The sequence below is a fragment of the Clostridioides sp. ZZV15-6383 genome (assembly GCF_020657735.1).
In the GTDB taxonomy this organism is placed as follows: domain Bacteria; phylum Bacillota; class Clostridia; order Peptostreptococcales; family Peptostreptococcaceae; genus Clostridioides; species Clostridioides difficile_D.
Window position 1 is genome coordinate 21,506 of record NZ_JAGWCV010000038.1, and the last position, 13,092, is coordinate 34,597.

At 28.1% G+C, this 13,092-nt stretch carries 12 protein-coding genes; 3 read left to right on the forward strand and 9 right to left on the reverse strand.

Features of this window, described 5'->3' with window-relative positions:
- Positions 1-212 precede the first annotated feature (212 nt).
- Entirely contained in the window at positions 213-404 is a 192-nt protein-coding gene (locus KGF42_RS13475; RefSeq protein WP_003425777.1) for a hypothetical protein, read from the forward strand.
- 393 nt (positions 405-797) lie between these two features.
- Positions 798-1,670: an aldose 1-epimerase family protein gene (locus tag KGF42_RS13480; protein WP_227822405.1), complete on the forward strand. Its 873-nt coding sequence runs from the start codon at positions 798-800 to the stop codon at positions 1,668-1,670.
- 188 nt (positions 1,671-1,858) lie between these two features.
- Here KGF42_RS13480 and KGF42_RS13485 read toward each other — a convergent pair whose 3' ends face one another.
- The 9 genes from KGF42_RS13485 to KGF42_RS13525 all read right to left on the reverse strand — a co-directional run bounded on the left by KGF42_RS13485 (position 1,859) and on the right by KGF42_RS13525 (position 11,583).
- A complete protein-coding gene (locus KGF42_RS13485; RefSeq protein ID WP_227822406.1) occupies positions 1,859-3,046 on the reverse strand; it encodes a MalY/PatB family protein in 1,188 nt (395 codons plus the stop codon).
- A gap of 4 nt (positions 3,047-3,050) precedes the next feature.
- The gene (locus KGF42_RS13490; RefSeq protein ID WP_227822407.1) at positions 3,051-4,121 is read right to left on the reverse strand and encodes an aminopeptidase P family protein; all 1,071 of its coding nucleotides are present in this window, start codon (positions 4,119-4,121) and stop codon (positions 3,051-3,053) included.
- Positions 4,122-4,130: 9 nt separating this feature from the next.
- Positions 4,131-5,453 carry a PTS sugar transporter subunit IIC gene (locus tag KGF42_RS13495; RefSeq protein WP_054275302.1) on the reverse strand — a complete coding sequence of 441 codons (1,323 nt, stop codon included), beginning with the start codon at positions 5,451-5,453 and terminating at the stop codon, positions 4,131-4,133.
- Positions 5,454-5,484: 31 nt separating this feature from the next.
- Positions 5,485-5,820 (reverse strand): PTS sugar transporter subunit IIB, encoded by a 336-nt coding sequence (locus KGF42_RS13500; RefSeq protein WP_054275303.1) that lies wholly within the window; start codon positions 5,818-5,820, stop codon positions 5,485-5,487.
- Between the two features lie 99 nt (positions 5,821-5,919).
- Positions 5,920-6,225, reverse strand: coding sequence for a PTS lactose/cellobiose transporter subunit IIA (locus KGF42_RS13505; RefSeq protein WP_054275304.1), 306 nt, complete (start codon positions 6,223-6,225; stop codon positions 5,920-5,922).
- Between the two features lie 14 nt (positions 6,226-6,239).
- Positions 6,240-7,283 (reverse strand): aminopeptidase, encoded by a 1,044-nt coding sequence (gene ypdE, locus KGF42_RS13510; RefSeq protein WP_227822408.1) that lies wholly within the window; start codon positions 7,281-7,283, stop codon positions 6,240-6,242.
- A 2-nt stretch (positions 7,284-7,285) separates the two neighbouring features.
- Positions 7,286-9,187 (reverse strand): BglG family transcription antiterminator, encoded by a 1,902-nt coding sequence (locus KGF42_RS13515; protein WP_227822409.1) that lies wholly within the window; start codon positions 9,185-9,187, stop codon positions 7,286-7,288.
- Positions 9,188-9,521: 334 nt separating this feature from the next.
- Positions 9,522-10,373 (reverse strand): tagatose-bisphosphate aldolase subunit GatY, encoded by an 852-nt coding sequence (gatY, locus tag KGF42_RS13520; protein ID WP_227822410.1) that lies wholly within the window; start codon positions 10,371-10,373, stop codon positions 9,522-9,524.
- A gap of 46 nt (positions 10,374-10,419) precedes the next feature.
- Positions 10,420-11,583: an SIS domain-containing protein gene (locus KGF42_RS13525; RefSeq protein WP_285891580.1), complete on the reverse strand. Its 1,164-nt coding sequence runs from the start codon at positions 11,581-11,583 to the stop codon at positions 10,420-10,422.
- Between the two features lie 431 nt (positions 11,584-12,014).
- Here KGF42_RS13525 and KGF42_RS13530 point away from each other — a divergent pair, with 431 nt between their 5' ends.
- Positions 12,015-12,932: a Gfo/Idh/MocA family protein gene (locus KGF42_RS13530; RefSeq protein ID WP_227822412.1), complete on the forward strand. Its 918-nt coding sequence runs from the start codon at positions 12,015-12,017 to the stop codon at positions 12,930-12,932.
- The last annotated feature ends 160 nt before the right edge of the window (positions 12,933-13,092 follow it).

Sequence of the window (13,092 nt, forward strand, 5' to 3'; positions counted from 1 at the left end):
CTCCCAACATTGTTTTATTTTTTTAAATTATCTTTTTAGATAAAAAACACTCTTATTTTCTAAAAATTTCAACTTTTTATTTTTATTTTTACATACATACAAAAATTATTCTACATTTTACCTTAATTTCCTTTATTTTCTATTATCAATTTGCATACAATCAGATGTTTTTTGTAAAAATAGATTTAAAAGGACTTTAAGGAGATGATATTGTGGATGATTTTTCTAAATTAAAAAATTTATATGAAGATGGATATAGATGTATTTATCATGACTGTGTCGATAATAATTATACTATCTATCTTAAGAATTTTTATACGGAAGGTTCAGAAACTATCGAATTAAGTAGTGAATCAGATTTCTCACAATTCAAAGATTATATAGATGGACTTAGAATGTCTTAATCATTATGAAACCCATTAAAATAGGGAGTTTAACAACTCCCTATTTTGAAGTCACAATTTTTTTTATAAGCTTTAAAAGTTCGTCTCTATTTATTTCTCTTTGTTTTTTTCTGTCCTTATACTCTTGAAAGTTAACAACTTTTGTATTTGGTTTTTCCATAAACTCACTTCCCATTTAACATTATTAACTTATCTTAATATATTTTATTCTATACAATTTCTCTATTTCCTTCTATTTATAATACAAAATTTCTTAAATAATCCCAAATTTTCAAAACAAAATTTTCAAAATATACTAAAATCTACCTTTCAAATATAATATCAAATAAAATTTAATAATCTCCATACTTTATAGTATAATATACTAATAAAATATAATAAAGGAGATTTTAAATGAATATATTACAAAATGAAAATTTAATTATCGAATCAAGCATCTGTGGTGCTGAACTCACTAAAATATTTTCTAAAAAATATGATAGAAATATTCTTTGGGATGGTAATAAAAAATATTGGGGCAGACAATCACCAATATTATTTCCTATAGTAGGTAAACTTTTTGATAATGAAACAATAATAGAAGAAAATTTATATAGTATGACTCAGCATGGATTTGCTAGAGATATGGACTTTGAGATTGTAAATAAAGGAGATACATTCATATCTTATAAATTAACAGATAATGAATCTACTTTAAAAAAATATCCATATTCTTTTGAACTAATCATAAACTATACATTAAATGATAACAGTATTGATGTAGAATGGATTGTGAAAAATACTGACTCTAAAGATATATTCTTTTCTATAGGAGGACATCCTGCATTCAATCTTCCTTTTTATGAACAAAATGACTTTTCTAAATATTATCTTGAATTTAAAAGAAGAAATGATGTAGAAAAAATTAATTTAAATGGTTCTTTTACTGATGATATAACATTTATTGGAGATTTAAAAAGCTTACAATTAAATCCAGAATTGTTCAAAAATGATGCTTTGATATACACTAACATAGATGAAGTATCTATATGTAATAATGATGGCAGTAAATATGTAACCCTCTCTATGAAAGATTTCCCTCTAGTTGGTATTTGGACTCCTTATTATAGTGAAACTAATTCTACTGCTCCATTTCTATGTATAGAACCTTGGTACGGTCTTGCTGATAGTATACATTCTAATAAAATTTATACAGATAAGAAGTTCATTAATAAACTGAGTAAAGGAAAAGTTTTTACTGCTTCTTACAGTATAAATCTACACTAAATAAAAATAAGTTACTATGTTACCAAAGCGATAAAATATTTTAATATAAGTTACTATAAGAATATGAAGTAGTACTATATCAATATTCCTTAATCAAAAAATATTACTGGAATACAAAATTCCAGTAATATTTGGTAACTAAATAATATGTTTTTATATAAACCTATAAATGTCTTATTTTTTATAATTTAACAATACATACTTATATATGTTTTTTTAATTCTATTTAGAGCCTCATTTAATGTTTCTTTAGGACACCCCACATTGATACGGATAAATCCCTCTCCATCTTTTACAAAATAACTTCCAACTACCATAGTTAAATTTGCATGTCTAAAAAATGATTTAGATTCTTCTTCATTTTCAAATACTTCTCTCACATCTACCCAAGCTAGAAAAGAAGAGTCAGACTTCATAACCCTTGCTTTTGGTATATGAGTTTCAAAGAAGTCATAAACTATTTCAAAATTCTTTTCTACATAATTAGTCATCTCATCTAGCCATCTTTCACTTTCATTGTATGCTGCAACAATTGCTGGTATTGCAAATACATTTGGAGAAGTTATTGAATTACTTTTTAGTCTTTCTAATAAAGTCTCTCTAATTTTTAAATCTCTTATTAATACATACGACGTTTTTAATCCACCTAAGTTGAATCCTTTGTTAGGAGATACGCAGATTATGCTATTCTTATAAATTTCTGGATGAGCATTCCATAAAGACACAAATCTATAACCTTTAAATACTACATCCCTATGAATTTCATCACTTACCAAAAGTACATTATACTTCAAACATAATTCTGACACTTGATACAATTCTTCCTTTGTCCATATACGACCTGATGGATTTTGTGGACTACAGAATATAAATAATTTTATATTTTTGTGTTTCATTTTATTTTCCATGTCTTCTAAGTCTAAATGATATCTATTATTATTTAACTTTAATGAACTACAACATAACTTTCTATTATTATTTACTACAGCTTCTGCAAAAGGGTCATAGGCAGGTGTATTTATCAATACACCATCTCCCTCTTTAGTATATGCTTGGACTATATAATGAAGCGTTGAAACAGTACCAAAGGTTAACTTTATCCATTCTTTTTCTACATATACATCAAATCTTCTTTTATTCCAGTTTATAATAGCATCATAGAAGTCATCTCCTATAAAAGTATAACTATAATCTCCTACTGATGCTCTTTTTAAAATCGCTTCTTTTATAGCAGGGGCACATTCAAAATCAATATCAGCTAAATCCATAGGAATTGCATCTTCATTTAAGCCGAACTTTTCTTTAATTACATGGTTGCTCCATTTCCTACAATTCCCTTCTTTACGATTTAACACTTTGTCAAAATTATATTTCATAATTTTACTCTCCTAATATTATAAAATCTTTAGATGTTTTATTAAGTGGGACACCTTTTCCATCTATTATAACAACATCATCTTCTACTCTAACTCCCCCTATATTAGGAATATAGATACCTGGCTCACAAGACATTACCATTCCCTCTGTTAATATATCTTCACTATTTGGATTTAGAGTTGGAACTTCACCATCTCCAAGACCTATACCATGTCCCAATCCATGATTAAAATATTCACCAAATCCATGTTTATCTATAATTTTTCTGGCTACTTTGTCAACATCACTGGCCTTAACTCCTTCTTTTATTGATTCTATTGCAGATAATTGTGCCTCTAATACTACATCATATATCTCTTGAATAATTTCAGGAGGTTTACCTATAGATATTGTACGAGTCATATCTGATTGATAGCCTTGATAAACAACACCAAAATCTATCGTTATAGCTTCATTTGCTTTTAATCTTTTATTTGTAGGTCTTCCGTGTGGCATTGCTCCTCTTTCTCCTGATACTACTATTGTTTCAAAAGACATTCCACTTGCACCTTTTTTCAATGCATGATACTGAATTAGAGCTGATACTTCTAGTTCAGTCATATCTTTTTTAATCTCAGAAATAACCTTACTAAATACTTCATCTGTAATCTCACAAGCTTTTTTAATAAGCTCAATTTCTTCTTTAGATTTTATAGCCCTTAACTTCCATAATTCATTGGTCATTAAATCTATTTCAAAACCTGCATTTTTTAGCAAAATATACTCTTGTATACTCATAGCTTGATTTTCTATCGCTAACTTTTCTACATGCAATTCCCTTAATAACTCAATTATATCTGTTATATAAGAACCTTGAGATACAACTCTTTTTATGAAGCCAGTCGTTTTTTTATCTGCTTCATCAGTATATCTGCCATCTAGAATCTGATAATTTTTATCTCTAGTAACAAGCACATACACGCCACTACCTGATAGTGCTCCTATATATCTTTTAGTATTTTTTGCTTTAATCAAAAGAGCGTCAACACCTCTTTTATGTATTAAATCTACTAGTCTATCTATTGTATTATTCATAGTAAAATATTAGAAATCCAGTCCTAAATCGTCTAATAAGTCTTCTTCTTCTTTAGAGAATATATTCTTACTTTCTTCTTTTTGTTTTTTATTATTTTGTTGACGTTCCATTATTTTAAAGAATGGCCAATATAATAAAACTGCTAATACTAATTGCAATGCATTTGCTAATATGGAATGCCAATCCCCATTAGTTAAAAACCCTTCTAAGAATACACCTACATATGGAGGGTCAAATACTGGTTTTGCTAACCATCCCCAGTGCATAAAAAACATTGGTAATGTACCTATTATAGCTCCACCAAATACATGTGGTATAAACATTATTGGATTTAATATTATTGGTGCACCAAATAATATTGGTTCATTTATCCCAAATAATGCAGGGAATAGCGATACACGTCCAATTTTCTTATAAGAGGAATTCTTAGATAACATACATGCAATTACACAACCTATACTAATTCCACAACCTGTAAATCCAAAGAATGCACTTGAAGCTCCTGCTGTAAAGAAATGAGGTATTGTTTCCCCAGCTTGCATAGCTGCTATATTTTCAGCTATAAATGTAATCATTATAGGTCTAGTTATAGGGCTAAACACTGATGAATGTATTCCAAAAAAGAATATAGTACATATAGCAAAATTAAGTGCAAGAACTGACCATGGATTATCCATACTTCCTACTAATGGAGATAAAAATTGAGTAAGTATCTGTGGAGGTAATTCTCCAAACACTTTTAATGAAACAAAACGAGCAACTATAAAAGTACCACAAACTATTATAGTTGTTGGTATTAATTCAAAAGACCTAGATACAAAATCAGGTACATTTTCTGGCATTTTTATTGTAATATTTTTCTTACTACAGAAATTATATAACTCCACAGAACCAAGTCCTGCTATCATCCCTGTAAATAACCCCTTAGCTCCTAAGTTTCCTATTTCTAATGCTCCATCTGGTGTAAATGATGCTACTAGGAATAGAAAGGAAAAAGTTGATAGTGTAACACAACCTGGTATATATAATTTATAATAATTACCTAGATTAAAAGCAATACACATACAGGCATATAACCCTATCAGTCCGATGGAAAGACTTACTGGTAAGTCTAATATTGCTGCGTTATTCAATATGAATTTGCTTATTGAATTATTTTCTCCAAGCATGTTTGGAAGTGCTGGAAGTATTGCAAATATACTTCCTAATATTGTAAATGGTGTCATAGCAACCATACCAGCCTTTATAGAACCAAGGTGACGTTGATTGTCAACCTTGTGAGCTAAAGGCATAAATACTCTATTCATAAATGCTTCAAATTTTGAAAACATATTTAATCCCCCTTTTCCCTCGGTATTCTAATTATCCTTGAGCTAATTGATGTTTCTTATAAGTTATTAATGCTAACTTCATAACTGTAGCTCCATCCATTTTCCCATATACATCTTTATCTATTACTGCAAAAGGTTTATTTTTTGGCTCTAATATTCCTTTTAAGAAGTCTATTTTGTGAGCTATTTGAGGACCTATAAGTACTATATCCCAATCATCAATTTCACTTTCTATTGAATCTGCTGGTATAGCTGTGAATTCAAAATCTTTTTCATTAAGTTTGGCACTTTCTTTTACTACCTTTTTCATATTTTGCATTAGCATATTAGTCGAAAATCCACCTGCACAACATAATAATATCTTCATAATAATTCCTCCTAAAATTTGTATTTTTTATTATCTCTTAAAAGTATTTAAAACTTTTTAAAAGAAATTTTATATAAATAATCTATTTATACACTACAATTACTTATCAAAACAATATATCAAAGCCTCTATCAAATCTTTTGCTAGTTGAGAAGTCATATAGTGGTCTTGAGCATGTACCATTAAAAGACTCATTGCTGGGCTTTCAACATCTTCATTTAAATCCTGAGTTATTAATTCTGTCTGTATTCTGTGTGCTTCAACATCTATTTTGCGAGCCTCCTCTATCAATAATTTTGCTCCTTTAAAATCTTTTGCCTTCACTTTTTTTAAAGCTTCGAAGGCCTTTGATTTACTTTCTCCTGCAGTTGATATAAGCTCCATTATTTGTACTTCTGTTGACATTTTTTTATTCTCCTTTATATAAAATTTCTTATATACTTATATTTTTCTTCATCAAAATTTAAAATTAACTGTGTATACAATCTTATAATGGCATCTAAATCTTTATTACTTACTATAGAAAATGCACAATGACCATATCTAACTGGTACACAAGTTACTACACAAGGTTTCCCTTCATTTACAAGATGTGCTTCTCCTCCATCAGTCCCACCTGATTCAAACATATCATGTTGAAGTAATATATTATTTTCATCAGCAATTTCTATTACATAATCCACCATTTTTCTACTAGGGACTAGAGTCCTATCTCTATGCATTAGCATTATACCTTTATCAATTTGTTTCTGATTTGTATAATCTCTCACAAACTCATTCTTAGTACATGCTACATCTATTACAAATACTATATCGGGATTTATTAACTGTGTTGATGTCTTTGCCCCTCTTATTCCAACTTCTTCACTACTTGTAGCTACAAAATGAATATTACAATTTAGATTTTCTTTCTTAAGTTCTTTTAAAACTTCTCCCATCACAAAGCATCCTATTCTATCATCAAAAGCTTTTCCCACTAATCGGTCTGGCAAAGTAAATTCCTCAAAGTTTGTCGTATATGTTACCATATCACCAACATTAATCCCTAAATTATGTACCTCCTCTTCTGTATATGCTCCAATATCTGCATATATATTTTCAGCTTTACCATCATTGTATGTTGCATTTATAATAGCAGGGATTTTTTTCCCTTCTTTTGTTGTAATTCTAACTTTTTGTACAAACTGTGCAAGAGGTTTTACCCCTCCTATTGTTATTAGGTGAATCATGCCAAGTTTGTCTATACTTCTCACCATAAATCCAACTTCATCCATATGAGCACAAACCATTATGTTTGGTGCATTTTCATCTTTTATCTTAGAAAAGATTATACTACCTAGCCCATCACATATAACTTTATCACTATAAGCTTTTAGCTCTTCTAGTAAAACATGTCTAACCTCTTCTTCATTAGATGCTATACCATCTGCTTCTGATAATCTCTTAAAAAACTCTATATTCATGTCTAACCTCCCAGATAGATTTTTAACTTATACATAAACTCTTCATAGGATTGTGACTTATTTAGCATATCTACCATATCCTTATCAGCCATAATCTTACTTAGATATTTAGATATTTGCTTATGAAGCTCTAGATTTCCCTTTATTAATGAAATCATGAAAATAATCTTTGGTACTCTATTTTCATAACTAATATCAGTTTGTATCAAGGCTACTGATATAATATTTTTATTACCTGTCATTTCAATTGGATGAGGTATCGCCACACCATTTGTATAAATAGTACTCAAATAGCTTTCTCTTTCCCACACATCTTTAGGATATGTTTGAGAACAAGCTCCTTCATCAACTATACATTGTGACATACTATCAAGGATATTCTTATATTTGATTTTTTCTTTTATACACCTAAAGTGATTCTTATCAAATAGACCTAATATATATTGTTTTGGGCTTGATATATTTCCTATATGGTCTGCAAATCTAATACTTTCTTTAATATCCAAATAATCTAGTTCGTCTAAAATTTCATTTATAAGTATAACTGGAGCATTTATTTCAAATAAAAGATTTGTTATTGAAAAAATCAAGTCTGGTGCAAATTCTATTACAGCTTTTTCTTCTAATAATGAAAAATTTCTTATCTCAGCATTTGGAAATATCTCTTTAAGTCTTAAATTTATCAAAAATGCACTGCCTCCACCAGAAGAGCATATTATTGCTATCTTATATTTTTTATTAAAGTTAGCCTCTTCTCTCTTTTCGAAAGGAACAGCAATATGAGTAGCTATAAAACCTATTTCATCTTGACTTATTTTTATATGATACTCATTTTCTATGATTTTTGAAAATTGAATAGATAAATTAAAAACAGTTGGATACTGTTGACTTATTTTAACTGAAAAAGGATTTATTATCTTGTGATTCTTCTTTATACGTTCTATTAAACATGCAATATGTAAATAAAATAAGTTGAGAAACTCTTTATCTTCTAAAAAGTTAGAGTTATACTTTTTATCTATATCTTTAAAAAATTCACACATAATATCTTGAAGTTTATTTTTATCTATATTCTTTATGGTGGCTTTCTTATCTTTAGTCCTTAATTTTATAAGCTGCTTTAAATAATACTTTTCATCATAAGTAAGGTTACATTTTTTATCTCTAAAAATTTTATCTAATAATTCATCTATAATTAAATCTTCTGTATATGATTCTAAATCACTAACATTTCTTGCTACTCTCATGCTAACTCTTATATACAATATAATAATTTGTGCTAATATTTCCTCGAGTTCTGTTAGGTTGACTTCTAAATCATGTTCATTAAGTACATTTTTTATTGTACTTCTGATATTATCTAATTTAAAATTATCTATAAACTTATTTCTGTACTCTATTATATTTCTATTCCCTTTAAAATAACTCTCCACTAATCTGCTTTGAATTTCTTTTATAGACCCTTCTATTTTAATTCCATAATGAGCCTTTCGTTCCAATTTTAATTCTGTATCTTTTATCTTTTTATCTACCTTTTTTAAATCATTTTTTATTTGAGATGAACTTACTAAAAATTTTTTACTTAACTGTTCTATAGTTTTATAACCTTCATTTACTAAAAGTTCTACTATTATAGATTCTAACCGTTGTTCTGGATTTTCAACTAAATCTGAGGGTAAGTTTTTTAGGTAATGCTCGAATTTATCTTGGTCCTTAATATTTAGAATATATCCTAGTTTAGACTTATATTCTAATTTGAAACCATTACATTCTTTTATAGTTTCTATATTTTTTATTTCATTTCTGATAGTTCGAGTAGATACCCCAAACTTATCTGCAAAATAATCTATATTTAGATAACCACTACTATTTTTTAATGTTTCAAGAATAATGCGTTCTCTCATATACCCACCTCCCTCAGTGTTATTATCACGTTTTTCAAAGTAGTATTAAACAAAAATATTTTCTTATCAAATCAACATTTTTGTTTTAATTTATCGAATTTTATATCCTAGTATATTTTAACACCAAAATTTAATATACATATTTCATAATAATAAAATATATAGTTCAATTTTTATTATATTTTAATTATATATGTAATACTTTACCAATAAAAGCTGATATTTTTCATCAATTAAATGAAAAAAATACACCATTATACCTATAATTGATATAAACTTTTCATATAACAAATATCCTAAACTTATCTAAAATAAATTTAGGATATTTTATTTTTTATGCTTTATTCACAGACCCACAGACTTTAATCTTTTCTTTTACAAAATCCTTTACTGATTGAAGACCTGATAATCCATATTTCTTAGGGTCTATAACTTCATAATCTTCATTTAAAACCTTTTTAACACCATTACTATATGCAATTCTTAATTCAGTTGCATAGTTAACTTTTACTATACCTCTTCTTATAGCCTCTTTTATAATATCATCATGTATTCCTGAACCTCCATGCAATACTAAAGGTACTGAAACTACTTTTTTAATTTCTGATAGTCTGTCTAAATCTATTTTAGGGTCACCCTTATATAATCCATGTGCAGTACCTATAGCTATAGCTAATGAAGATACTCCTGTTCTATCGACAAACTCCTTTGCCTCTTTTGGATTTGTATAATCATTACTATCTCCACCATCTAAATCATCTTCTTTTCCGCCAACTTTTCCAAGTTCTGCTTCCACTGGTATAAAAGACGGGCTACATGCTTTTACTACTGACTCAGATAAAGATATATTATTTTCAAAACTTTCATGAGAACCGTCTATCATTATTGATGTATAACCATTTCTTAAAGCTTTCATCGCAAGGTCAAAACTTGAGCCATGGTCCAGATGCATTGCTACAGGTATCTTTACTCTTTCCGCAGCAACCTTTGCATTTGCTAGATAATAATCAAGCCCTGCATACTTTACAGTAGACGGAGTAGTTTGTAATATTACTGGAGAATTTAACTCCGCAGCAGCTTCTATAACAGCAATTACCATCTCCATATTTTCCACATTAAATGCTCCTACTGCATATCCTTCATCTTGTGCTTTTTTAAGCATAGATGTTGTTGTTACTAATGCCACATTGATACCCCCCAAATTATTTAATTATAAGATTTTAATCATACTTTTAATATTCATATATTGTTACACCTTTTACTACTCGATTTACTGTTCCTGTAGCTGATGGTGTATCTGGTTTATTTCCAACTTTTATCGATACAAATAGTGCTATAGTTTGTGCAAACAGTATGTATGGCATTGCAAGATACACATCTGGTAATTTATTATATTTTTCTCCAAACTCAAACTTTATTCCTGAGAAGTTACTGTCATTTTTTACTGACACTGCACAAGTTAATTTAGCAATTTTATCTCTTTTTATCTCCTCTAAAACATCTAAGTCATATTTTCTTGTATATGAACAGTTAGATACAAATTCAAACACAAATGTCTTTTCATCAATAAATGATTTTGGTCCATGTCTAAATCCCATAGGAGAATTATATACTGTAGCTATTTTACCTGCTGTAAGTTCTAAAAGTTTTAGTTGTGCTTCTTCTGTCAAACCTCCTAATCCTCCTGAACCTAGATATACAACTCTATCAAAATCTTTATTTATTAACTCATGTATTTCATCTTTTCTATCTATAACAGTCCTTCCCATTTCAATTATTGTATGTATATATGACTTCTCTGCATCATCTTCTAAACTATCGAATATCAATATAGCAGATAACATCATACATGAAAAACTTCCTGTCATAGCAAAACCTTTATCATTTGATTTTGATGGCATTAATAACAAGTAATTATTTTCATCATTTTTAGTCATCTTAGCCAATTCTCCTTCTGGATTGCAAGTTATAGCTAAATGATAAAAATTATCTACAATCTGATTCCCTAAATTTAAAGCCGCCAAACTTTCAGGACTATTTCCACTTCTTGCAAAGGAAATTAATAATGTTGGTACATCTTTTTTTAAGTAATCATATGGATTAGAAACTATATCCGTAGTAGGTATTGCTTCAAATATGTATTTTCTTATATCATTTTTATTTTTAAGATAAGGAAGTATTGAGTTGCCTACATAAGCTGAAGTTCCAGCACCTGTAAATATAACTCTAAACTGTCCATGATTATTACCTATTTTATCTATAAATTTACTTAGTTTTTCTTTGTTGGATTTATAGATTTCATAAGTTTCTAACCATAATTCAGGTTGTTGTTTTATTTCATTAGTTGTTATTATTGCACCTAAATCTTTTAATTTTTGTTCTTCTAATTTAAACATTTTCATTCCCCTTTCATACTTGCAATATTTATTTTTGGTAATGAGGTTATAACCACTTTTAAGTGTAAAAAAATATACTCTATACATTTTGATTGCTCTGATAGGTTATTTTTAGTTTATCTTAAACAATTTAATAGAATAGTACTATAGACGTTTTGGCATCTTTATTTTATGATAAAAATTTATTTAAACCAAAGTGGTAATTACCACTAATCCAAATATAAATTAATTTGAATTTTTTGTCAATACATAAAATATTTATATCAATCAATTTTATGGATATTCTTTAAAATTAATTGATAATTTTTCTTTATTTAACTACTTATTTATTTGCATAAACTCCACATTTATTTTTTGACACAAAGTTTACAAATTTATGTGTCTGAATTATAATCAGTTCTGTAAACATAAAAAACCTAGGAGAAAGTATTATGAAAAATATAAAAATAGGTATGATAGGTCTTGGCTCTATAGCTCAAAAGGCATATTTACCTGTATTAACAAAATCTGAAAGATTTGAATTTGTGGGAGCTTTTACTCCAAATAAAGCCAAAAGAGAAAAAATCTGTAGTGATTATAGACTCACGCCATTTGATTCTATTGAGTCCTTAGCAAAAAAATGTAATTGTATTTTTCTACATAGCTCTACAGAAACACACTACGAAATTATAAAGATATTATTGAATTTAGGTGTTCACGTATATGTAGACAAACCTCTTGCTTCAACAGTAGAGCAAGGAGAAGAGCTTATAGAGTTAAGTATGAAAAAAAACTTAAATTTAATGGTCGGATTTAACCGTAGATTCTGTCCTATGTACAAAGAAATTAAAAAGAATGCAACAGAAATTGTGTCTATCAATATATGTAAACATGGATTAAATTCTCTAAGGAATGTTAGATTTGACAGTACACTTATAGATGACTATATACATGTTATTGATACTGCTTTATGGTTAGCAGATGACGATATCGAAATCAATGGAGAGGATTTATTTTTAACAAACAATAATAATCTAATATTTGTAAGTCATAAGTTTAAAAGTAAGGATTTCTCTATAAATACCTCTATGCATAGAGATTCGGGAACAAAATTAGAACAAGTTGAAATTCTTTCAAAAGGTAAGATTCAAAGAGTTAAAAATCTTAATGTACTGGAAACAGAGGAAGGTGGAAATCTAACTTCAAAACAAAGTGGTGCATGGGTAGATATATTAAAACAAAAAGGTTTTGAGGATATAGCAAATCATTTTATTGATTGTCTAGAAAATAATAGAAAACCAGCTATTAGTGGAGAAGAATGTATTAAGGCTCAAAGATTAATAGGGAAAATTATAAGTTCTGTAAAATAAAATTTATTATAAAAATAGGCTAGGGGAAAATACGGGTCTTTAAAATAAAGTGTGTATTCTTCTAAAAAGTGGTGATAATTAAAATATTAAATATCACTATATAAAGGAAGGTGCACACTTTTTATGTTTAACAAAAACGAAATATTAAAAAAACTTATTG

Coding starts and splice junctions, on each gene's coding strand:
- KGF42_RS13480 (WP_227822405.1), top strand. CDS start 798: ATGAATATATTACAAAATGAAAATTTAATTATCGAATCAAGCATCTGT.
- KGF42_RS13485 (WP_227822406.1), bottom strand. CDS start 3,046: ATGAAATATAATTTTGACAAAGTGTTAAATCGTAAAGAAGGGAATTGT.
- KGF42_RS13490 (WP_227822407.1), bottom strand. CDS start 4,121: ATGAATAATACAATAGATAGACTAGTAGATTTAATACATAAAAGAGGT.
- KGF42_RS13495 (WP_054275302.1), bottom strand. CDS start 5,453: ATGTTTTCAAAATTTGAAGCATTTATGAATAGAGTATTTATGCCTTTA.
- KGF42_RS13500 (WP_054275303.1), bottom strand. CDS start 5,820: ATGAAGATATTATTATGTTGTGCAGGTGGATTTTCGACTAATATGCTA.
- KGF42_RS13505 (WP_054275304.1), bottom strand. CDS start 6,225: ATGTCAACAGAAGTACAAATAATGGAGCTTATATCAACTGCAGGAGAA.
- ypdE (WP_227822408.1), bottom strand. CDS start 7,283: ATGAATATAGAGTTTTTTAAGAGATTATCAGAAGCAGATGGTATAGCA.
- KGF42_RS13515 (WP_227822409.1), bottom strand. CDS start 9,187: ATGAGAGAACGCATTATTCTTGAAACATTAAAAAATAGTAGTGGTTAT.
- KGF42_RS13525 (WP_285891580.1), bottom strand. CDS start 11,583: ATGTTTAAATTAGAAGAACAAAAATTAAAAGATTTAGGTGCAATAATA.
- KGF42_RS13530 (WP_227822412.1), top strand. CDS start 12,015: ATGAAAAATATAAAAATAGGTATGATAGGTCTTGGCTCTATAGCTCAA.